At 45.2% G+C, this 23263-nt stretch carries 23 protein-coding genes; 14 read left to right on the forward strand and 9 right to left on the reverse strand.

Annotated elements, in window-relative coordinates; translation table 11 throughout:
* The first annotated feature begins 230 nt into the window (after positions 1 to 230).
* Positions 231 to 1130: a nitrilase-related carbon-nitrogen hydrolase gene (locus AOT82_RS07295; protein ID WP_071002426.1), complete on the forward strand. Its 900-nt coding sequence runs from the start codon at positions 231 to 233 to the stop codon at positions 1128 to 1130.
* A gap of 42 nt (positions 1131 to 1172) precedes the next feature.
* Here the strand turns inward: AOT82_RS07295 and AOT82_RS07300 are convergent, their stop codons facing one another.
* From AOT82_RS07300 to lptM, 4 genes are all read right to left on the reverse strand, one after another.
* Complete coding sequence (locus AOT82_RS07300; RefSeq protein ID WP_227517120.1) at positions 1173 to 2192, reverse strand: tyrosine recombinase XerC; 1020 nt, start codon at positions 2190 to 2192, stop codon at positions 1173 to 1175.
* A gap of 52 nt (positions 2193 to 2244) precedes the next feature.
* A complete protein-coding gene (dapF, locus tag AOT82_RS07305; RefSeq protein ID WP_071002428.1) occupies positions 2245 to 3132 on the reverse strand; it encodes a diaminopimelate epimerase in 888 nt (295 codons plus the stop codon).
* Between the two features lie 213 nt (positions 3133 to 3345).
* Positions 3346 to 4722: a diaminopimelate decarboxylase gene (gene lysA / locus AOT82_RS07310; protein WP_071002430.1), complete on the reverse strand. Its 1377-nt coding sequence runs from the start codon at positions 4720 to 4722 to the stop codon at positions 3346 to 3348.
* Positions 4723 to 4768: 46 nt separating this feature from the next.
* Positions 4769 to 5083 (reverse strand): LPS translocon maturation chaperone LptM, encoded by a 315-nt coding sequence (gene lptM, locus AOT82_RS07315; protein ID WP_071002432.1) that lies wholly within the window; start codon positions 5081 to 5083, stop codon positions 4769 to 4771.
* A gap of 722 nt (positions 5084 to 5805) precedes the next feature.
* Here lptM and AOT82_RS07325 point away from each other — a divergent pair.
* The 12 genes from AOT82_RS07325 (at position 5806) to AOT82_RS07380 (ending at position 16207) form a co-directional block, all read left to right on the forward strand.
* Positions 5806 to 7038 carry an acetate/propionate family kinase gene (locus AOT82_RS07325; protein ID WP_071002436.1) on the forward strand — a complete coding sequence of 411 codons (1233 nt, stop codon included), beginning with the start codon at positions 5806 to 5808 and terminating at the stop codon, positions 7036 to 7038.
* 134 nt (positions 7039 to 7172) lie between these two features.
* Positions 7173 to 9320, forward strand: coding sequence for a phosphate acetyltransferase (pta, locus tag AOT82_RS07330; RefSeq protein WP_071002438.1), 2148 nt, complete (start codon positions 7173 to 7175; stop codon positions 9318 to 9320).
* Between the two features lie 359 nt (positions 9321 to 9679).
* Entirely contained in the window at positions 9680 to 10600 is a 921-nt protein-coding gene (locus AOT82_RS07335; protein ID WP_071002440.1) for a nicotinate-nicotinamide nucleotide adenylyltransferase, read from the forward strand.
* 131 nt (positions 10601 to 10731) lie between these two features.
* A complete protein-coding gene (rsfS, locus tag AOT82_RS07340) occupies positions 10732 to 11145 on the forward strand; it encodes a ribosome silencing factor (RefSeq protein ID WP_071002442.1) in 414 nt (137 codons plus the stop codon).
* Positions 11146 to 11355: 210 nt separating this feature from the next.
* Complete coding sequence (locus AOT82_RS07345) at positions 11356 to 12084, forward strand: MOSC domain-containing protein (RefSeq protein ID WP_156770981.1); 729 nt, start codon at positions 11356 to 11358, stop codon at positions 12082 to 12084.
* Positions 12085 to 12297: 213 nt separating this feature from the next.
* Positions 12298 to 12558: a type II toxin-antitoxin system HicA family toxin gene (locus AOT82_RS07350; protein WP_071002444.1), complete on the forward strand. Its 261-nt coding sequence runs from the start codon at positions 12298 to 12300 to the stop codon at positions 12556 to 12558.
* Entirely contained in the window at positions 12551 to 13048 is a 498-nt protein-coding gene (locus AOT82_RS07355; protein ID WP_071002446.1) for a type II toxin-antitoxin system HicB family antitoxin, read from the forward strand. The genes AOT82_RS07350 and AOT82_RS07355 overlap by 8 nt, the downstream gene beginning before the upstream one ends.
* A 14-nt stretch (positions 13049 to 13062) precedes the next feature.
* Positions 13063 to 13311: a hypothetical protein gene (locus tag AOT82_RS07360; protein ID WP_071002448.1), complete on the forward strand. Its 249-nt coding sequence runs from the start codon at positions 13063 to 13065 to the stop codon at positions 13309 to 13311.
* Between the two features lie 96 nt (positions 13312 to 13407).
* On the forward strand, positions 13408 to 14295 hold the full coding sequence (locus AOT82_RS07365) for an N-acetylmuramoyl-L-alanine amidase (protein ID WP_071002450.1): 888 nt from the start codon (positions 13408 to 13410) through the stop codon (positions 14293 to 14295).
* A 171-nt stretch (positions 14296 to 14466) separates the two neighbouring features.
* Complete coding sequence (locus tag AOT82_RS07370; protein WP_071002451.1) at positions 14467 to 15213, forward strand: pyridoxine 5'-phosphate synthase; 747 nt, start codon at positions 14467 to 14469, stop codon at positions 15211 to 15213.
* Positions 15214 to 15238: 25 nt separating this feature from the next.
* Positions 15239 to 15988, forward strand: coding sequence for a type 1 glutamine amidotransferase (locus AOT82_RS07375; RefSeq protein WP_071002452.1), 750 nt, complete (start codon positions 15239 to 15241; stop codon positions 15986 to 15988).
* 15 nt (positions 15989 to 16003) lie between these two features.
* Positions 16004 to 16207 carry a hypothetical protein gene (locus tag AOT82_RS07380; protein ID WP_071002454.1) on the forward strand — a complete coding sequence of 68 codons (204 nt, stop codon included), beginning with the start codon at positions 16004 to 16006 and terminating at the stop codon, positions 16205 to 16207.
* Between the two features lie 201 nt (positions 16208 to 16408).
* On the opposite strand, the gene AOT82_RS07385 is transcribed toward AOT82_RS07380, so the two are convergent.
* The 5 genes from AOT82_RS07385 to purL form a co-directional block, all read right to left on the reverse strand.
* Positions 16409 to 16804 (reverse strand): hypothetical protein, encoded by a 396-nt coding sequence (locus AOT82_RS07385; RefSeq protein ID WP_071002456.1) that lies wholly within the window; start codon positions 16802 to 16804, stop codon positions 16409 to 16411.
* A gap of 159 nt (positions 16805 to 16963) precedes the next feature.
* Positions 16964 to 17101 carry a hypothetical protein gene (locus AOT82_RS13830; protein ID WP_156770982.1) on the reverse strand — a complete coding sequence of 46 codons (138 nt, stop codon included), beginning with the start codon at positions 17099 to 17101 and terminating at the stop codon, positions 16964 to 16966.
* 178 nt (positions 17102 to 17279) lie between these two features.
* Positions 17280 to 17561 (reverse strand): NadS family protein, encoded by a 282-nt coding sequence (nadS, locus tag AOT82_RS07395; RefSeq protein WP_025643793.1) that lies wholly within the window; start codon positions 17559 to 17561, stop codon positions 17280 to 17282.
* A complete protein-coding gene (locus tag AOT82_RS07400) occupies positions 17551 to 17886 on the reverse strand; it encodes a type II toxin-antitoxin system RelE/ParE family toxin (protein ID WP_025643795.1) in 336 nt (111 codons plus the stop codon). The genes nadS and AOT82_RS07400 overlap by 11 nt, the downstream gene beginning before the upstream one ends.
* 151 nt (positions 17887 to 18037) lie before the next feature.
* The gene (gene purL, locus AOT82_RS07405) at positions 18038 to 22027 is read right to left on the reverse strand and encodes a phosphoribosylformylglycinamidine synthase (RefSeq protein ID WP_071002460.1); all 3990 of its coding nucleotides are present in this window, start codon (positions 22025 to 22027) and stop codon (positions 18038 to 18040) included.
* Between the two features lie 438 nt (positions 22028 to 22465).
* On the opposite strand from purL, the gene AOT82_RS07410 reads away from it, so the two are divergent.
* On the forward strand, positions 22466 to 22960 hold the full coding sequence (locus AOT82_RS07410) for a pyridoxamine 5'-phosphate oxidase family protein (RefSeq protein WP_071002462.1): 495 nt from the start codon (positions 22466 to 22468) through the stop codon (positions 22958 to 22960).
* Positions 22961 to 23263: the final 303 nt, after the last annotated feature.

The following is a 23263-nucleotide window of genomic DNA, read 5'->3' on the forward strand; positions in this document are numbered from 1 at the left end:
CTTAACAGGACATGACGATAGCATTTTTTATCACAATTTTGCTACGTTAATTTATATCCTATCCAGATACGATTGGTATGTTTGTGATACAAATTTAGCATGTTTGCCTTAATAACCAACCGATAACTATGAATGGTTTGTTCAGCGTCATCAACATTTTATAATAAAAAACGTCATAAAAAATTGTCATGAGCAGCCATCAAGACTTACCCGTCACGGAGAATATTGTCATGACTGACACAACAATGCCCTCTCAATTTAGCACAGCTGCCATTCAAATGAACAGCCAGCAAGACATCGATAGCAATTTAGCGAATATAAAAGCGGCGATCATTGATGCCAAATCGCAAGGTGCTAAACTCGTTGTCGTACCTGAAAACTGCTGTAGCATGGGCCAGCAGTTTGCGACTGCAGAGCGTTTTGACGCGCTATCAGCGACGATGGCAGAGTATGCCCGCACTCATAATATATATCTACTGGCAGGCTCACTGCCTTGCCCTTATCGGCCTGATGGCATGATCGTTCCTGATGGTCGGCTGCGTCAAGTCAGTCAGTTGTTTGCGCCAGACGGGTCGCGAGTGGCACGATACGATAAAATTCATCTGTTTACCGCGACTGTGGCTGATAAGCAAGGCAGCTACAATGAAGCGGCGACGTTTGAGCCGGGCACGCAGACCGTGGTTGCGCCTCTTGAGTCAGAAGGCTCTGTCTATCAGTTGGGTATGATGGTCTGTTTTGATTTGCGCTTTCCTGCTTTAGCGCAGCGCTTACGTCAAGCAGGTGCTGATATATTAAGTGCACCGTCTGCTTTTACTTATCTGACTGGACAAGCGCATTGGTCGCTATTGTTACAGGCACGTGCTTTGGACAGTCAGTGCATGGTGATCGGTGCAGCACAGGGCGGCGATCATGCATATAAAGATGGCAATACTCGCCAGACGTGGGGACATACTACCATTACTGCTTTTGATGGCAGCGTTATTGCGAGCCATGATAGCAGTGAGCTAAATCTGTCTACGACATCTGACATAGATAAAGGATACGCCATCGTCATGGCATCATTAGACAAGCAAGCTCAAGTGCAAGGTCGACAGAAATTACCTATCTTTGATTGTCATCGTTTGGCATAACTTAAGAAGTCCCGTAGATTGCTTAAACCATAGATTACTCAATTAGGTAGGATTTTCATCATTTTGAGTGTGGGTGGCTCGTGGATGGGCGCGATCATAGACTTGTGTTAATTTGGCAAAATCAACGTGGGTGTAAATTTGCGTGGTACTGATATCGCTATGTCCTAACATCTCCTGCACGGCACGCAAGTCACCACTACCTGACAGCATGTGTGAGGCAAAGCAATGACGCAGTAGATGTGGATACATGTTTTGCGCAATACCTGCGCGAGTCGCCGCAACTTTTAGACGCTGCTGTACTGCTCGCGTCGATAGTCTGGTGCCGAGTTTTTCGCTAATGAACAAGGCGCTGTCCATCTGTTCGACCCATAGATTGCGATGCTGTAGATAGCGTGTCATCGCCTCTGCTGCCTTTGCACCTAATGGTACTAAGCGGGTTTTATTACCCTTACCAGTGACTCGCACCCGTAAATCAGACAAGTCCACATCAGCCATATCGAGTGCGACCAACTCGCCAACACGTAGACCACTACTATAGAGCAGCTCAAACATGGCTTTATCACGCAACCACAAACGCGCCTGCTCTGGCGTATCAGGGATTTGTTGATCGAGTAACTGCGTCAATAAATCCACATCAGCGATAGAGGGTAATGGTCTAGGGCTACGCTTGAGCTGATAGCCGGTCGTTGGATTGATACGCGCCAAATCCTCCTCTATGAGCCAACCATAAAAATGCCGAATCGCTGACAGCTCTTGCTGAACGCTAGCAAGCGCAAGCTTGTCTTCATCGAGACGCTGACTAATATGCTGAGCCAGTTGGCGCTTATCACAACGCGTCCACGTCAGACGCTTACCGCGTAAGAACAGTGCCAGTTGGTTTAAGCCAGCAAAATAAGCGGTCAGCGTATGCGGCGAGTGATTACGCACAGACAGCGTATTGAGCCAACGATGGACAGGTGCTAATAACGCTCGTAGCGCAGCATCTGACTCTATATTCGCCGCCAGCTCAGCTGATAGCCAAGGTGCCGTTTGCGTTGTCTGACCGTCTTGATGAGTGGACATAACCATATCAGAAGCACCCATGTTATTGATATCATTTTTCTAAAGACAGATATCAGCCTTCAGAACTTGGCTTAATACCTGCTTGCGCCATCAAACCATCTGGACTAAAGACTCCTTCATAAACAAAAGCAGTCGGACCTGTCATCATAACTGAATAGCCAGGCTGCCACTTGATGATCAAGCTGCCACCATAGAGCTGCGCGCGCACTTCTTCGCCTTCATCGAGCCAGCCCTCTCTTATACCGACTGCAACTGCTGCACAGGCGCCCGTGCCGCAAGCTTGCGTCTCGCCCACGCCGCGCTCATACACACGCAGACGAATATGACGCTGGTTCATCACTTGCATAAAGCCCACGTTGACGCGATCTGGGAACGCTGGATGGGACTCAATGGCCTTGCCTAACGTCTCAACCTCAGCGTCAAGCACGTCATCAACTTTGATAACGGCATGTGGGTTGCCCATATTAGCGACATATAGCTGTACAGGTGTGCCATTGACATCGAGGTGATAAGTGTTTTGGATTTTGGTCGTGGCTCTTGGGCTAAAGGGAATCTCATTTGGCTCAAACTTGGGCTTACCCATATCGACTTCTACCCAACCAAACCGATCAGTGGTCAAAGAGATAATGCCGCTCGCCGTCTCAACCCGTAGCCGCTGCTTAAATGACAGTTTACGTGCTTGGACAAAACGGGCGAAACAGCGCGCACCATTGCCGCATTGCTCCACCTCGGTGCCATCCGTGTTAAAAATACGGTAACTAAAATCAACATCGGGGCGCATCGGTGGCTCGACCACAAGCAGTTGATCAAAGCCAATACCTAGGTGGCGATCTCCCAATAACGCTACCAACTCCTTGGTCAAATCTAAGCGCTGGGTCACCAAATCGATAACCATAAAATCATTGCCCAGCCCATGCATTTTAGTAAATTCTATTAGCATATCTTTGATGTCCTATCCTATTTTTATGTATGGCTTATATTAGCACGCTGTCAGATACAATCATAATTATCACCGCTATCAAATACTAACTTATCGTTATACCTCAAACTCGATATACCCCATTCGAGTTTGCCATAAAAAACCCACCGTTATTATCACAGTGGGTTTTATTTATTATGCAAAAACAGTGTCAGTGTTGGCGTGTTGGCGGCTTTATTTATCCTGCCACAGTATTTCGTCAGCATACAATACTTCAACCGTTTCACGTTTGCGGATGAGCTGATGGTTATTGCCTGATACCATCACTTCGCTGGCACGCGGACGCGAGTTGTAATTACTACTCATAGTAAAGCCATAAGCCCCTGCGCCCGTCACTGCCAAGACAGCTCCTGCCTCTAATGACAGTAAGCGATCTTTTGCTAAAAAATCCCCTGTCTCACAAATCGCGCCAACGATGTCCCACGGCTTTGTACCATTTGTATCAATACCATCGCTCGGTAATGTACTTGGAATCACGGCCATTTCAGCTTGATATAAAGCAGGACGAATCAGGTCATTCATCGCAGCATCGACAATCGCAAAGTTCTTATGCTCAGTCGGCTTAAGTACATCGACTTGCGTCAATAGCACACCAGCATTGGCAACGATACTACGACCTGGCTCAAAGAATACGGTCAAACCAAGCTCGCTAAGCTTTGGTAATAAAGCCTCGGCAAACTCATCGATAGACACGGGCGTCTCATCAATATAACGCACGCCTAGACCGCCACCCAAATCAATATGACGCAGCTCAATACCATGATCGCACAGGCTATGTATCAGCTCAATGACTTTATCTAGTGCGGCGACAAACGGCGCGACTTCCGTCAACTGCGAGCCAATGTGACAATCAATACCAACGATATCAATATGTGATAAATCCGCCGCTTGCTGATAGACCGCTAAGGCGTCTTCGTGGGTAATACCAAACTTGTTGTCTTTAAGACCTGTTGAGATATACGGATGCGTCTTGGCATCGACATTTGGATTGACGCGTAATGAGATTGGCGCGCGTTTATTCAGTGCTGCCGCTACCTCGTTGATCAAGGTCAGCTCACTGATCGACTCGACGTTAAAGCAGCCAATACCTTGGGTCAGTGCGTATTCGATATCGCCGTAAGTTTTGCCAACACCTGAGAAGACAACGCGCGACGCGGCGCCGCCTGCAGCCAGTACGCGCATCAGCTCACCATGAGAGACGATGTCAAACCCAGCACCTGCCTGCGCAAGCACCCCAAGCACTGCAAGATTCGAGTTTGCTTTTACCGCGTAGCATACCTGATGATCGAGACTGGCAAAGCTATCGGTATAGGCTTGATAAACATCCAGTATCGCCTGCTTTGAGTAGACATAGCATGGCGTACCATATTGTTTTGCCAACTCATCAACACTAACCTGCTCCATATATAGCGCGTCGTCGCGATAGCTTAGCGCGGGCAGATGAGCGCTCAACGCTTTAGGATCAACATATAGACCGTGCTCAGTTTGGATAGTGACAGATTCGCCAGTAGCAACATCGGTTACGTCAGCAGGTAGTTCAGAATAACTCATATAAACATCTCTAATATAATCAGGGTATCAAGGGTAAGAATAAACATTAATAATCGTTAGGATCTGTACTCGGCTCGGGCAGTATTTGCTGTTCATCTAGATAGTCATTTTTTTGATAGGTATCATCATCAATACCAGCAAAAGCGGCATCTTGTGGATGGCTCGTACTATTTAGTACAGATGGGCTACCCTTTACCGTTTGGCTACTGGACTTTGGTAAGTACAAAGCGCCTTTTTGCCCGCAGCCTGACAACCCTACCATCATCGCACTGCCAATGACTAAAGTAATAATGGCGCGGCGACTGGCAAGTCTCCATAAGGCGATATACCCAGTTTCTGATGAGCGAAGTATAGTAGACATGGAGTGGATCACCTGTGAGCGTGTAGCGGTGTAAGTGCGATTAAAAATCGTAATAAATAAAGATCGAAAAAGGCAGCCCAAAAATGGCCAATATCAAAGTTTTAATCATAGCATTATGACACAAAGCTGTACGCATACTGAACAGCATTGGCCAATAAATTTGGCTCATAGTGGGGATTGATTTGATGCTTTCATCATAATTTACTGACGGTGTCGCTTGATAATTTGCGCATAAAAACATGTCTGATAGGAATTTGGACAATATTTCTTACAATTTTTGATATTCATAAGGCAGCTCTACAACAGCCAATAATCAATGGCTAAAGTACCTAAGAGCCACTAGCTATAACAGATGTACCAATATTTTGAACGCTTGATAGACACCAATTTTAAACCTTACCATTATCGCGGTATAGCTACAAAAATATGTTACATTATACCGCGGCCTTACGGCTATGCTGAGGCTCAGGCCTACGATTCAGCGGTACTGCTATATAGTAATAAGATACAACCATCAGCCTCAGTATGACTAAGATCGATCATATACTTGTTTGATAGATCAGCATGGATATGGCTAATCTTGTGTTAAATACGATCAATCTATCATCACCTTAATATGAACACGATGCGATGTCAGTGTCGTTTTTATCATAGTAATCTGACGATATGATGATTTTCAACCTACAAAAACCCACCTATAAAAACCAATCTAAGGATAGAGTATGAGCGACAGCCTAACCACCACTTTTGATGATAAGAACTCTGAAACATCAACCCTGACCAGCCCAACCTTGGTTTTAAACTGCGGCTCGTCTTCCATCAAATACGCGTTGATTAGTGATGACAACTCTACTCGTATCACCGGTCTTGCCGAAAACCTAGGTCTCGATACCGCCCGTATTAAGCACACGACCTTAAACGGTGAAAAACTTGAAATCTCTATTCCTGGTGGTCGCCATAAGCTGGCGCTACAAAAAATCCTTGAGCTACTAGAGCAGTACCACTTCATCGCCGTTGGGCACCGCGTGGTACATGGTGGCCGCGAATATTCCAAAGCCGTTCGCGTTGATGAGCATGCGTTAGAAGAAGTGAAGCGTCTCAAAATATTAGCTCCGCTACACAACCCTGCAAACGCACTGGGTATCGAAGCGGTTCAGGCGATCTATCCTGATATGCCGCAAGTGGTGGTGTTTGACACCGCTTTTCACCAAACCATGCCGCCCGTTGCTTTTCGCTATGCGCTACCCAAATATCTATACGAAGAGCATAAAATCCGTCGCTATGGCTTCCATGGCACATCACATGCTTACGTCTCAGAACGCACCAGCCAAATCACTGACGCAAAAGGCCCGCATGGCTGGCTAACAGCACATCTAGGCAATGGTTGCTCAACCGCCGCAGTATACGATGGCAAAAGTCTCGATACCAGCATGGGTCTGACCCCACTTGAGGGCCTTATGATGGGTACGCGTAGTGGCGATGTGGATCCTAGCTTGCACATGCACCTGAAGCGTCAGCTCGGTATGAGCTTAGAAGAAACCGACAAAATGCTTAATAATGACAGCGGTCTACTTGGTATCTCAGGACTGTCTAACGACTTGCGTACCATCGAGCAAGCAGCCAGTGAAGGTCACGAAGATGCCAAGCTCGCTATCGAGATGTTCTGCTATCGTGCTGGTAAATATCTGGCCAGCCTTAGCTGTGCGCTACCAGAGTTTACCGGTATTGTCTTTACTGGCGGTATCGGTGAGAACTCCAACATTACACGTACCAAAATCCTGGCAGTGATGCGTCATTTCGGTATCAAAATAGATGCTGACAAAAATGCCAGTTTGGTTCGTGGTAAAGAAGGCAGCTTCCACGCAGATGACAGCAGTATCGAGTTATGGGTCGTCCCAACTGATGAAGAGTGCCGTATTGCTCAAGAGACTCGTCAGGCATTGAATTTAATATAAGCGTGAGCGTGTTTGATACGCCATATCTATATAATTAACATTTGCTATAAGGCTATGGCGTACATACTCAGCACATTGCTCATTCTGCCAAGGATGAATTGAACTTAATAATAAAATAAACCGTAGGATACACTATGCAGACCATTTTACTTGTTCCCATTAGCCGCGGTATCGGTGTGACATCAGCCGCGCTTGGACTGATTCGCGCCTTTGATTATAACGGTATCAAAGCGGGCTTTATGAAGCCGTTTTTGCAAGACGATACCCTAGATAAGCAGCACAGCTTAGACAGCTCAAGCGCATTGACCATGCATGCCTTTGGTCTAAAGCCGCCCAAATCGATCAGTCGTCAGCACGTCGAGCGGATGTTGGGCGATGGCAACCTTGATGATTTGATGGAAGAAGTGATTGCCAATTATCACACAATAGATGATGGCCCTGACGTCATCATCTGTGAAGGTCTGGTGCCGACCACTGAGACCTCTTACGCTTCACAAATCAACCGCGCCCTCGCCCATGCTTTAGATGCCAAGATCATATTTGTTGGTGCCGCTGATATCAGTCAACCAGCGGCGTTGGCGGACAAGCTTGATGTGCATGCGCGCGAGTTCGGCGGTGTCATGGATGCGCGTACATTAGGCGTAATATTGATGCGGGTACAAGACGTGCCTAATACCTTTGAAAATCAACCAGTCGCTCCGGGTGAGGCGGTCGTCAGCTTAGATCCAACCTTTTTGCAAGAAGTGCAGCGTCTATCGCCTTCGTTCAATACCGACGCGTTTCGCCTCATCGGTGTCGTTCCCTTTAGCGATTCGTTGTCTGTACCGCGCACTTGGGACATTGCCACCGAGCTTGATGCCACTTGGCTTAACGTTGGTGAAGCAAAAACACGTCGTATCAATCGCATCAGTCTAACGGCGCGCTCAGTCGCTCGTGTCAATCAAGTGTTCAAACGTGGTACGTTGATGGTGGTCCCTGGTGACCGCGATGACTTGCTATTGGCCGCAGGATTGGCCTGTATCAATGGTATTCCGCTGGCAGGATTGGTCTTGACAGGTGGTATCCTACCAAGCGAGACCGTAACGGAGCTGTGGCAGTCGGCGCTCAAAACGGGCATCCCTATCATGAGCGTCGAGAGTGACAGCTATCAAACGGTACAGAGCCTTGTCCATATGAGTTCAGAGATTCCAAGTGATGACACCGATCGCGCTGAAGAAGTGGCGCGTTATGTCGCTGCCCATTTGGATTTGAGCTGGATTAAAGAATACTTTAGCCGTAATCATGAACCGCGCTTGTCCCCATCGGCGTTTCGCCATCAGTTGGTCAAAAAATCACAGCACGCTAAAAAACGTATCGTATTGCCAGAAGGTTCTGAACCACGTACCGTCGAAGCAGCCTGTATCTGTCAGAGCCGCGGTATCGCTGATTGCGTACTGCTCGCAAAACGCAGCGATGTCGAACAAGTCGCCAAAAATCGCGATTTGACGTTGCCAGAAGGTCTAGAAATCATCGACCCTGACACCCTTGATATGAGCAAATATATCGCTGCTGTTGTTGAGCGCCGTAAAGGCAAGACTGGCGCAGACGTCGCCGCTGAATATCTAAAAGATACGGTGTATCTTGGCACCATCATGCTACAGCTAGATGAGGTCGACGGTCTGGTTTCAGGTGCGATTCATACCACTGCCAATACCGTACGCCCAGCATTTCAATTAATCAAAACCGCGCCGCAGTACTCGCTCGTATCGTCCGTGTTCTTTATGCTGTTGCCTGAGCAAGTGGTTGTCTATGGTGACTGTGCGATCAATCCTGATCCGAATGCTGAAGAGTTGGCAGAAATTGCCATTCAATCGGCACAGTCTGCTGCTGCCTTTGGTATCGATCCAAAAGTCGCGATGATCAGCTATTCTACGGGCTCATCAGGCGCAGGCGCGGATGTCGAAAAAGTCGCTCGTGCCACCCAAATCGTCCGTGAGCGTGCGCCGAACCTCAAAGTCGATGGCCCACTACAATATGATGCCGCCTCGGTCATGAGTGTGGGCAAACAAAAAGCGCCTGACTCTCCTGTCGCAGGTCAAGCCAACGTCTTTATTTTCCCTGATCTCAATACTGGTAACACCACGTATAAAGCGGTGCAGCGTAGCGCCAATGTCATCAGCGTTGGACCGATGCTGCAAGGTTTGAATAAGCCAGTCAATGACTTATCGCGTGGCGCACTCGTTGATGATATCGTCTATACCATCGCGCTGACCGCTATCCAAGCGTATAGCGACCTGATTTAATCGCTATACGATTTGCCAATCAAAGTCCGTTATACCACCGACTATCATCATGATGGTCGGTTTTTTATTGGTGCTGTGGTGGTATAGTCAAAGTATCTCAAAAACGATAAGGTACTGCTAATATCAATTTTTGCAGCCTCTGTCTGCGCAAGCACAGCAAGCAAAAAAATTGATTTAACAGTGCCTAATGTAGTGGTATTAATTTTCACTGACTATAGGTGGTGATAGATAGTGGTGACAGATACTCGCCCGCCCTCTACAATAGCGCTATGATTCAGTTAATATAAAAAGGTTAGCTAATAAAAGAATGAGAGGTACCAAAAACAGCGTGCACCTCATTCTTTTATTTGCATTTATTTATGTCAAATACGAGCAATAACTCTCACGAAAAGATCTCTGCCCCTGCCATCCGTGCCTATCTTGGCGGCTCGTTTGATCCGGTACATAATGGTCACCTAGAAGTGGCTCTACACGTCTATCAGGACTTGTTGCCAATCGCAAAGCAGCAAAACCGCCCCTTGCACGTTTCATTATTATCCAATGCGCGCTCGCCATTTAAAACGCAGAGCACTGACCCTAAACACCGCTTAGCCATGTTGCAGCTCGCAACGCAAGACACACCGATACAAATCAATGAGCTTGAGCTATGGCAAGCGCCGCCTGTCTATACAATCGACACTGTACGCGCACTCAGACAGCAGTACCCTCATGATAGTTTGATATTTATCATGGGTATGGACAGCGCGCGCAGTTTGGATAAATGGAAAGACGGGTTAGGACTCACTGATTATGTCAATCTGTGGGTGTTTAATCGTGAGGATAGCGATCATATTAATGGTGGAGTTTCTGACAGGGCGACATCATTTGAAAACCCTATATCGACCTCGCAATATCTTGCTACCTTGCAATCGCAACTGCCGCCACCTTTACAATCACATGTAATCGACTCACCGATTGAGCTATTCACTCCAATTGCTCGATGCTTGGTAGATAGCTTAGAAACAGATGGCACTGACTTGAAAAGCGCTATGAAAGGACGCATTTATATAGATACGCGACCGATCACTGCCGTATCAAGCACGCAAATACGCGAACAACTACACATATTGGCGACTGAAACAAATAAAATGCCCGGCACTGACAGGCAAATCGCATCTATCGCAGCAATAAATGATATTATGAGCAATACTCACCCCAATTCATTAGCTAAATGGCTCAATCCTGCCGTTTATCACTATATTATCGCCCATCAGCTATATTCTGCTGCTCAATTCCGTTAAAATCGCCTTATCTATGTCATTTTGCCTATCCTGTCTCTATACGTGACTGACGACATATGATCAGTCGAATCAGACAAATTGACGTTTTACCCCTTTATTTTTAATAGTTACGATTGAAGAGATTAAAATTTATGATCAACACCATGACCGAAGAACGCTTAACCGTGTGCTTGAACATTGTACAAAGCGCGCTAGATGATATGAAAGCAAAGAACATCACTGTAATGAATGTAGAAGACTTAACTGACGTCACCGAGCGTATCGTCATCGCTGATGGTACCTCAAAACGTCATGTACGCGCGATGGCGGATAGCGTCGGCGCTGAAGTCAAACAAGCGGGCTTTATGCCGCTTGGCCGCGAAGGCGGTATCGACTCTGACTGGACACTGATTGACTTGGGCGCGGTTGTCGTTCATATCATGACCCCACAAGCGCGTGAGTTCTATGACTTAGAAGGCCTATGGTCATCACCGGATCAGTTGGCTGAGCTGGTCGCCACACCGCGTGAAAAGAAAACCGCTGGTCGTCGCAACAAAAACAAATAAGATTATTGAGTACAATAATCGCGTCATACTAAAAGCATAAGACCAAAAGACCAGAATCGTTATTTTGGTCTTTTTTTGTGCCGATATTTGGGGATACGCGTCATGATAATGCCTGATTAAATAGATAATTGCTGCAGAGGTTGCTATCATCTTTATCAATCACCATTGCCCAATTTTTGTTTTGATCTCAATGCTCATTAAGGATTGTCCATGTCTTCTACTCACCGCTCAAACCCTGAGATTAACCTACCCTTGCATGTGGCAAACGTAGTATGTGTCCGCGCAGGCAAAGCCATGCCCTTTACCCGTGATGAGATGAGCGCCATTGATAAAGCGCCCATTACAGCACCCGTCGCCGTCAATTTTATGGGATTGACCACTGACGAGCAAGCCGATCGCAAACATCATGGCGGCCCGCTCAAAGCCGTGCATCAACTGCCAATGGCCACTTATGAAAAAATCAATACAGAGTTTGACCTAAAAGTACGTATCGGTACGCTCGGAGAAAACCTCACCACTGAAACTGTTAATGGCTTGCCTGAGATGGATGAGTCTAACGTCTGTATTGGCGACGTTTATCAGTATGGCGACGACAAAATAAACGGTGAAGGTAGCGTGCAGCTGCGCATCGTCCAACCACGCCGCCCGTGCTACAAAATCAACGACCAAATCGGCCAATTTACCAAAGTGCCCAATATTGCAGCATGGGTCAGCAAGCAAGGTATCTCAGGCTGGTATTTTGAAGTAGTGCGTGATGGCATCATTAACGCGGATTTACCGGTCTATTTGGTAGAGCGTCCCTATCCGTTTGCCACGCTAGAGGCGCTATGGCAACTGGCTAATTCAAAAGAAAAACATGACGCTGAAGTGATTGAGCCTTGGCTAGCTATTGAGTGTTTGGAGGAGAGTTGGAAGTCTGTGCTTCGGAAAAAGATTTGAACAACTAAGAAAAAATATATCACTAAGCCATTTTAATGCACATTATATTTCGAAAATCAATATAGTATTTTAAGATCGAATTTTGTAAACTATTATCAATAATCCATATATTGTGCTTATAAGGTTCTTAAATACAATATATTGTAAACGCTCTCTTTATCTTAAAACGCAACTATAAAGTAGTTGCAAAACTCGTGTGCAGTTAGGTACTATATGTCTAAGTCAGAAAAACTTATAAAACGCTTTAGAACTGTTCCTACAGATTTCACATGGGATGAATTTGTTAAGCTGTTGTCTTTGCATGATTATCAGTTAGCGAAAGGTAGCGGTTCTAGAAGAAAGTTCATTAATAAAAGAACTGGCTTATCTATGAGTTTCCATGAACCTCATCCACAATCGATCATGAAGAGGTGCTATATACGTCAAGTTATTCAGCACTTTGATGATAATAAGGTATGGTCAAATAATGGCTAATAAACAATACTTCTCTTATAAAGGTTATACTGGTTCAATAGAGGTCAGTACAGAAGATTTATGCCTTTTTGGCAAAATTCAAATGATTCAAGACCTTGTTATGTACGATGGTGAAAATTTAGAAGAGTTAAAATTATCTTTTGAGTCTGCTGTCGATGAATATTTAGAGATGTGCGCAGAAGAAAATAAATGTCCTGATAAACCTTGTAGCGGTACCTTCAATGTTCGTATGTCAGAAAGTATGCATCGAAAAAGTATTCATGAATCTAATATTTTAGGTATTACTTTAAATAGTTTCATTTCCAAATGTGTGACAAACTATTTTGAAGAGAATACTCTAAAAGATAGTTATATATTTGTCGATAAAGATACGTTTATAGAACAATTCACTCATCCTAAAAGTTACTCTACAGTAGGTTCAGAAATTGATTTCGATTACGAATATTCAATTGAGCCTAAAACATTTACTGTTTCACAAGCCATACAGTAATAGAGGTAAAAGTTATGACTAAAGATAGCAATGCTAAAGCTTTATATACAATGACTGAGTTAACAGAACTTATTTTAAGAAATGAAGAAATTACTGAAGGACATTATTTAGCAGTTATAGTTCCAGATATAACGGGTGGACAGATAAAATCAAATACTGAAGACAAATCTACCCAAGGATTAATAATTGAATTTAATGCTATAAATCTAATAAAAGTAAACGAGAATACTGAAAATGCTGTTGATGCTAGTTGTTTAACATAATAGAAAGCTTGAAAAATTTTTAGTAAATAGAAGGTGAACTTTTTAGTTCACCTTTTTTGTATTTAATACATTATATGTTTCAGAAAAGAGCATGTCATGGCAAAAAACTTTACCGCTTTAGCATTAGCGACCTTCTTATCGCTACCTTTGATAGGCTGTATCACCACTCCCAAAGCGCAGATGGCGACGACCGAATCCTTCGTTATCGATAGCGACACTTATCAATCGACTGGCAAAAGCCAGCGCATCAAAACCATCGTCCTACACTACACCGTCTCAGACAATGAGCGCTCGATAAAGACTTTGACCACAGGCAATGTCAGCGCGCACTATCTGGTCTTAGACAATGACGATGACAAAATCTATAACCTCGTACCTGAGAGCGAGCGCGCTTGGCATGCCGGCGACGGCGGTTTTGCCGGTCGAACGATCCTGAATGACACGTCTATCGGTATTGAGATCGTCAATAAAGGTATCAAACCTCAATATCGAAACGTCCTCAAAAATAGCGAGCTTGACTATCATCCCTACTCGCATTTCGTCGAATTTGATGAGCTACAAATCAAAAAAGTCGCGCAATTGGTGCAAGATATTGCGCAGCGGTATGACATCTCTCCCAAAAACATCATCGGTCACGCGGACCTTGCCCCCTCGCGCAAGATCGACCCCGGTGCGAAGTTCCCTTGGCAGCGATTGCATGATGATTACGGTATTGGCGCTTGGTATGATGAAGCCGATAAGCAAGAAATTATGAATCGGCGTACCTTGGTCGCGCCAAGCGTGCAGGAGATCAAGCAAGCTTTTCGCAAATACGGCTATCAAATCAATAATAGCGACGAGTGGGACAAGCCCAGCCGCGATGTCATCTATGCGTTTCAATTGCATTTCCGGCCGCTAAAGCCAACAGGCATCATGGATATCGAGACCTATGCGATATTGCAGGCGCTCAATATGAAGTATGCTAGTCGGGATGATTTTTATTGAAGCGATACAAATATAGGCAGTTTAAAAAGATAACTGGCGCGACTGGCATGAATTTTTCGCAGCCTCTGTCAGCGTAGACACAGCACACCAGAAAACTCATACCAGTCAAGCGTGATAACATAAGGTCTATGTTTTATTATCGGACATAACAACAATGAAAAAGGACATATTATGAGCACCCTATTTAGTGTCAATTTAAACAAACTCGCCTTAATCAGAAACTCTCGTGGCACAGATTATCCCAATCTGCTGTACTTTGTAAAAAAGCTGATTGATCTAGGAGTTAAAGGCTTTACCGTGCATCCGCGACCTGATGAACGTCATATCAGATACCAAGATGTCTATGATATCAGTGAGTATCTCAAAGATTATCAAGATATCGAATTTAATATCGAAGGCAATCCGAATGAACAATTTTTAAAACTCATTCGCGAGGTCAAACCGCATCAATGCACCCTCGTACCCGATAGTGAAGACCAGCTGACCTCTGACCACGGCTTTGATATTATCAAATATAGCGACATGCTGTCCAAACTCAGCCATGAGCTTGAAGGCTTTGGCACACGCTGCGCCGTATTTATCGACCCTGATATCGAGCAGATTAAAGCCGTCATCGCTAGCGATGTGCAAACGATAGAGATGTATACCGAAGAATGGGCGCGCGCCTACAATAATGGTAAGAACGATTGCAATATTGATTTCGACGAGGTCAAGCAACGCTTTAGCGATTGTATTACCCTCGCCAGTGATAACGGCATTCGCGTCAATGCTGGTCATGATTTGAATTTAGACAATTTAGCCGATTTGCTAAGCCTTGGTGATATCGCGGAGGTGTCGATTGGTCATGCCTTTACTATTGAATCGCTAGAGCAAGGCATGGATAACGTCGTGCGTCAGTATTTGCAGATTTGTAGATAGAACGTTTTGATAAAACAGGTACGTTATGAGCTTACGTATTCACGCGCTATTTCATACCGATTATGCGGATCTAAGCTTTATCAAACAGTGGGCGCGCGCGCATAACCATCCGATCACCGTTAGTCGCTCCTACGATAACGACAACCTGCCAACGCTGGATAGCTTTGATTGGCTCATCGTGATGGGTGGGCCAATGAGCGTTCATGATGAGGATAAATATTCTTGGCTCATTAAAGAAAAGCGGCTGATAAAACAAGCTGTTGATGCCGGTAAAACAGTCATTGGCATTTGCTTAGGCGCGCAAATCATCGCGCATTGTTTGGGCGCTGAGGTGAAACCGTCTGCAGTCAAAGAGATTGGCTGGTTACCGATGCAATTGACCGAAGCAGGTCAAGCGCATCCATTATTACAAGATCTACCCAAAGACTTTACGGTGTTTCACTGGCACGGCGAAGGTTTTGACTGTCCCAAAGGCGCAAGCATTATTGCTGAGACGGACGCTTGGCCGAATCAGGGCTTTATCTATCAAACGCCAAAACACAAAGCGCGTGGCACTTGGGTATTCGCTTGGCAATGTCACTTTGAAGTCACCAGAGAGAGCTTACCGAAGATGGTATCCAATGGTAATGCGGCTATTCAAAGTGGACTGAAAGACTATCCCGAAACGGTACAAGCACCGGATGAGATATTAGCACTAGGCGATAAATATATCGAAGAAAATAACGCCAGACTTGCCACTATGTTTAATCGAATAGCATCGTCAGCAAATAAATAGTATAAGGAGTCAGTCATGAGTCATTCACAGCAAGATGAACAACAAAAACTTGAAGAGTATCTAGAAGCCAAAGCTAAAGAAGAGCAGGAAAATCAGCAACAACAAGAAGGTGAATCGCTGTCTGAATATGAGGCTTGTGTGCTTAGGGAGAGTGCTCGGGTAAAGGAGTTGATTGCTGAGGCTCAGAGAAAGGGTAGAGAGCTGTCAGAAGATAGATAATCATATAACATAATGCTTTGAATCAAAACTCTGATTGAAGCATATTTATTCAACATAAATCAACTTTTCTTCATACCCATAATAACCCATTGTAGTTAATAAATTATACGACTAACTATCTGTTCGAGCTACTTTAGTATCACTTATTTCTCAAAAATCTTCATGTAATCTATAATAGCTCTGGTCAAACTCTTCTATAGATTAGCCTAATCCTGCTGATGTATCAAAAGAATAAGGTGTTATTTCGTCTTTTATAATGATTGCTGGTTTGTCGAAAGCTAGACGTAATCCTAGCTCAAACATGACATTTGGATTTCTACCGCTTATATCGCAAACTATCATCGGATTATCATATAAGTTCTGAACAATACGTTTGTGAATAACGCCTATATCATCCGCATCACTCACCAATCTAGCTTCAAAATTAGCTTCTTTAATAGCAGATTCTATTATCCTTTTGACATCTTTCCAATGAGATTCAGGATAGCCTTCCATACTTGCAATAGGCATTACAATGCCACATTTTTTCGGTAAATTATCATCTGATTTTTCGTGTGGCTTGTTTTCGACTTTATTCGGTTCAGATTGGTTGTCCATTCTAATCTCCAAAGAAAACAATGAGTTCGTGGGGTGCGTCCAGCGCACCAATAATACTAAAATTAAAGTTTAGACTAATTTATCATAAAACGGTCATTCAGGAGCGCGTTTTAGCCCCGACTGTAGCGGTAACCTGCTGGTTTGGGCGAGTTGTGATGGCTAGGTTTTGGGGTGTCGACGCGAAGCAAGCGACGACCCAAACCGTAGCCAACGCCACGCCCAGACTGGCAGATACAAGCGGAAGGCGGGAAATAGCTCCCAATAGAACCAAAACCCAAACACAAAAAAGGTGAGCATTACGCCCACCTTTTCATTCTAAAAAACAGTTATCTACAATAATATTCTAAACCAACTTAGCCTATCTAAACCAAGCACAAGCGTTACGGAACATACGCATCCATGCGTCATCGCTTTCACACACATCCATAATCCCACCGAGTGCGTGACCAAGATAAGATTGACTGTCTTTGATCAATTAAGCTTCGGCAATTAACTCAGGCTTTTTATTCAATAAGCGCATTAATGTGACGGCAGCCCCTGTTGGGTTTCTAGTACCTTGCTCCCAATTTTGTAAGGTACGCGAACTGATATTAAGTTTATCGGCAAACTGCTGTTGCGATAGCCCTGTCTTAGTTCTTATTTCCTTAATACTAGGCACGTCATGGGTAAACTGACGGCTAGGCTGAGCCTGTCCTTTAGCAATCGCCAATGCTTGATTTAGTGATGTAGATAAATCATCGTAAAATTCATTGCTCATGGCTATACACCTCTTTAATTTGTTGAGTCAGTTTGTATAAACCAGACTTCTCTTCGCTTGATAGAGAGGCTTGTTTATTCTTCGGATAAGCGAGCAGCATAAAAAATATGCCTTGACTATTCACAAAATAATAGATAATCCGAATACCGCCACTCTTACCTTGGTTAAGTGCCCATCTGGTTTTTCGAACGCCCCCTGTACCTTGAATCAAATCACCTTGTTCTGGATTATTGATTAGATTTTCCTGTAGCTCTTTATAAGCTTCATCATCTAATAGTTTCAGTACTTGCTTAGTAAATATTGGCGTTTCGATGAAATGTAACATTCAATATCCTTTATCTTTATGTCTTATTATATACGTCATTGAAGTACTTATCTATATGTTTTTTCTGGATCTAATTAAGCTAAATATCATAAACACAAAAAAGGTGAGCCAAAGCCCACCTTTCTTATTATCTAAACTAATTCAAATTATCTTAACGCAACCAAGCACGGGCGTTACGGAACATACGCATCCATGCACCATCTTCATCCCACTGCTCAGGTTTCCAGCTATGATTGTAGGCTTTTAGGTTACGCTCAGGATGCGGCATCATAATAGTGACGCGGCCATCGGTACTACATAGACCCGTGACGCCGCCGACTGAGCCATTAGGATTCAATGGATAAGTCTCGGTCGGATGACCTTGACTATCGACATAACGCATCGCCAACTGACCGTGCTTCGCCATACCATCGATCTCAGTAGCGTTTAGGGTGGCAAGACCCTCACCATGCGCGACAGCGATAGGTAAGATGCTGTCTTGCATGCCTTTGAATAAGATGGACTTGGTGCGCTCAACTTTGACGTTGACCGTACGCGCTTCGAATCGTGCCGACTCATTTGCGATAAAGCGTGGAAAGTTTTCTGCACCTGGAATGAGGTCTTTAAGCTGCGCCATCATCTGACAGCCATTACAGACGCCAAGTGAGAACGTATTCGGACGGGCGAAGAAGCGGACGAACTGCATGCGTAGCTCATCATGGAACAAGATAGAGTTCGCCCAGCCAGAGCCTGCGCCCAGTACGTCACCGTAACTAAAGCCGCCACAAGCGACCAGACCATCGAAGTCACGTAGATTGATACGGCCTTCTAGTAAGTCGCTCATGTGCACATCGACCGCTTCAAAGCCCGCTTGGGTAAAGCCTGCTGCCATTTCCGTCTGACCATTGACACCTTGCTCGCGGAGGATTGCGACTCTTGGCTTATCTTCACGACTGTTCAGATATGGCGTCTCGATCTTTTGATTGAGATCGAAGTTTGGCGCAGCGATAAGACCTTTATGATTAGTATCGGCAATCAAGTCATACTCTTGTTGCACGCAGGCTGGGTTGTCACGCAGGCGGGCGATTTGATAGCTGACCTGTGTCCATGCTTGCTGCAATTTCGTACGGCTAAAGCGTAGCGTGTCATCACCCATGTACAAAGGCGTTTGGATTAATAGGTTGTCTTCTTCTGAGCTTTGACCAACAAGGCTGAGCATATCGCTGACGTTAAATTCTTCTGCCAACTGCATGAGCGCTGCGACGTTTTCTGGCAATACTTGGATGACTGCGCCCAGCTCCTCACTGAACAGTTGACCGAGTAAGTTGTCATCATCTAATGACAGCTTGATACCTTGACGGCTGGTGAACTGCATCTCTGCGATGGTCGCTAATAGACCGCCATCACCGATATCGTGATAAGCACTGATGACGCCTTGCGCGTTGCCCGCTTGCACAAAGTTAAAGAAGTCGATCAAATCACTTGGCTGCGCTAGATCTGGGCAGTCGTTACCGAGTTGGCTAAGCGTTTGCGCAAGGATCGAACCGCCTAGACGCAATTTACCTTTAGATAGGTCAATACGGTAGAACGCGCTGTCACCATTGATTAGCTCAGGGGTTAGCGTTTTTGCGACGTCAACGACAGGAGCAAACGCAGTCACAACCAAACTCATTGGCGAGACGACTGATTTGTCAGCGCCCTCTTCATCAGTCCAGTTAGCACGCATCGATAGCGAGTCTTTACCAACAGGGATAGCGATACCGAGTGCTGGGCACAGCTCTTCACCGATTGCATGTACTGCATCGAATAGTGCCGCATCTTCTGCATCATCACCGCATGCTGCCATCCAGTTCGCTGACATGGTGATGTCAGACAACTGAGCGATACGCGCGCCCGCGATGTTAGTAATCGCTTCGCCGACCGCTAGACGCGCAGAGGCTTTTGGATTGATAAGGGCAACAGGCGTACGCTCGCCGACACTCATGGCTTCACCAGTCATCGGCTGACCATCTAGCGCCACTAAGCCTGACGCCGTCACCGCACAATCTGATACAGGCACTTGATAGCGACCCACATACTGATCACGCACGACCATACCGGTGATAGAACGGTCACCAATGCTAATCAAGAATGATTTGCTCGCCACGGTTGGGTGACGCAATACATCGGTAATTGACTCGGCTAGATTAACATCACCCAGTTCTAATGCTGGTAACGTGCTATCAGTACGCTCAAAGCTGCGCTGCATTTTTGGTGTACCGCCGAGCAGTACTTGCATCGGCATATCGACTGGTTGCTCAGCTAATAGCTCGTCATCAACGATGAGCTGACGGATATCCGTCGCCGCGCCTAAGATGGCATATGGACAGCGCTCACGGGCACAGATTGCATCGAACTGATCTTTGCTCTCTGGGCGAATCGCCAGCACATAACGCTCTTGCGCCTCATTAGACCAGATGGCCATTGGCGACATGCCCGCTTCTAACGATGGGATCTTACGCAAGTTCAGATGCGCGCCCATCTCATGGTCGTTGACCAGCTCAGGCATGGCGTTTGACAGGCCGCCTGCACCAACATCATGGATCGAGACGATTGGGTTGCCGTCTTTACTGGCATTACTAGCGTCAATATCGTTACCAGCTAAGGCCCAGCAGCGATCGATGACTTCTTGACAGCGACGCTCCATCTCGGCGTTATCGCGCTGGACTGAAGCAAAGTCCAAGCCTTCATCAAGCTCGCCACTATCGACCGATGAGGCCGCGCCGCCGCCCAGACCGATTTGCATTGCAGGGCCACCCAAGACGATGAGCAAATCACCTTTTTTAATCGCATTTTTTTCAATCAGATTGCGTTTGATGTTGCCATAACCACCTGCCAGCATGATGGGCTTATGATAGCCGCGCATCTCGCTACCGTCTTTTGCCGCAGAGGTATCTAGCTGAAAGCTGCGGAAGTAACCGCATAGGTTTGGACGACCAAACTCGTTTGAGAAGTTGGCGCTACCTAATGGGGCATCAAGCATAATCTCAAGGCTAGTTGCCATACGATCTGGCGTACCGTAGGCTTGCGTGCTCAGTTGGCCTGACTGCTCCCATTTCTCGGACAGCTCTGGGATATGCAAGTGTGACACATGGAATCCTGCTAGACCCGCTTTTGGCTTACCGCCACGACCTGTCGCACCTTCATCACGAATCTCACCGCCAGAACCCGTTGCCGCACCTGAATACGGAGCAATTGCCGTTGGGTGATTGTGCGTCTCAACTTTCATCAAGATATCGATGTCTTCTTGATGGAATCCATAAGGATGGATTGAATTGGCATCCATCGCGTCCGTTGGGATAGGATAAAAACGCATGCCATCAGACCCAGCCATCACAGCGGCGTTATCTTTATAGGCTGATAAGATGCCTTGTGGGTTCGACTGATAGGTGTTTTTGATCATTTGGAATAGTGATTTTGGCTGCACCTCACCATCAACGGTCCACTGGGCATTAAAGATCTTATGACGGCAATGCTCTGAGTTCGCCTGTGCAAACATCATCAGCTCAACGTCCGTTGGATTGCGACCTAATTCATTGACATACGCATTCATCAGATAGTCGATATCTTCGCTGGATAACGCAAAACCGAACTCGGTATTGGCCGACTCTAGCGCTGACTGACCTTGTCCGATGACATCGATATGATTCAGTGATGCTGGCGGTTCATCGTCAAACAGTTTATTCACGTCGTTTAAATCATAAACCAAGCTTTGGGTCATACGGTCATAGAGTAAACGCTCAGCCGCCGTTGGCAGCTTGTCTTCGGTAGCACCTTCTAGCGTCAGCGTATAAACAATCACCCGCTCAATACGATTGATCTTCAGCTCGCAGTTATTAAAAATATCGGTGGCTTTACTCGCCCATGGCGATATCGTGCCAAAACGCGGACTGACGATGACTTGGATTTGACGCTCTGTCGCAGCTTCTAGCGAGGTTTGCTCTTTTACCCCTAAAAGATCCAAAGCCTTTTTTTGCTCTTCACCTAAGAGCTCTCTTGAGAGTACAAAAACCTGCTGAGTACTGATTTGGGTCACGTTTAGATCGGTTTTTTGGGCAAACTGATTGATCAATTGCTGGGTCTGAAAATCGGTCAAAAACGGCTGTCCGGCGATGGTCATCATAAAGGCATAATCCGTAAGATCAAGGCATCTCTGCCATGCTAAGTAAATGGTCTGGGTATTATAACAAGAAGACCTATAATAAGCAGGTCTAAACCAAGATAAATTGCTGATAACTGATACGGTGTCGCCGCTAACTACATGCTCAATAACACAATCAATTCAATAATCCGCCCATGAGTGTTTAGCCCATGAATGTTTAGATAGCATTCAAATACAGTGACGACACTCGGCGTCGCAATTTTTACCTAACCCTCATACTCCTTACAAACACTCACATCGCATTACTGGGCACCTATATAAATGTAGGGCTGCTACTCGGTATTCTAGTTCCAGTTGTTAAGGGGGTGTTTTTAAAAGATGAATTACATCTACCTTGAATAAAAATGATTACTACAAACAATGAATCATCTAATCACTATAAAGAAAAGGGAATCCTCTATGAACAAACAAGAACAAATCGACAAAATCCAAGACGTTATTAAAGATGTAAAATTTGCAATGTTAAGCACCGTCAATAGTAAAGGTGACGTACATGCGTGGCCAATGACAACCAGCGAAGCGAGTATCGGTGGTAAAGAGATCTGGTTCATCGGTGATAAAACCTCAGATGTGGTCAAAGACATTCAGAACAACCAAAAAATTGGCTTGTCTTATGCTTCTAAAGATGAAAAAGACTATGTCTCTGTCAGCGCCAATGCTGAGTTACCAACGGATAAAAACAAATTAGAAGAACTGTGGTCACCAGTCTACAATGCGTTTTTTGAACATGGTAAAGAAGATCCAAACGTACAGTTAATCAAGGTCGTTCCACATGGCGTTGAGTGCTGGTTAGGTGGCAGCTCTACTATTAATATGTTCAAAATGGCAGCAGCAGCCCTACAAGATGGCAAAACCGCAGAAGATATCGGCGAGCAGTTTGAAATATCGCTATAGTTTAGAAGCCATATATAACTTCATTTGGCTCAGATAAGCCTACGGTTACTGAGTCGCCCAAAACGTCAATATGCCTCGGTTTATTGGCGTTTTTTATTGCCTTATTTTTGGTAAGGTTGTTTTTAGACAGTATTTTTTGATTGATAAATCGTCTACTGAATAAAATCACGCAGATAATTACAAACTTTCACAGGGTATTACAGACCAGCTGTATCGTTCTATTAGGTGATATCGCTATATTGATAACTGTTAATAGGCGTCATTGACCACCTTATCAGTACTCTAGATCACTCTTACCGAATA

Origin of the sequence: Psychrobacter sp. AntiMn-1 (assembly GCF_001854065.1) — a bacterium.
GTDB lineage: Bacteria > Pseudomonadota > Gammaproteobacteria > Pseudomonadales > Moraxellaceae > Psychrobacter > Psychrobacter pacificensis.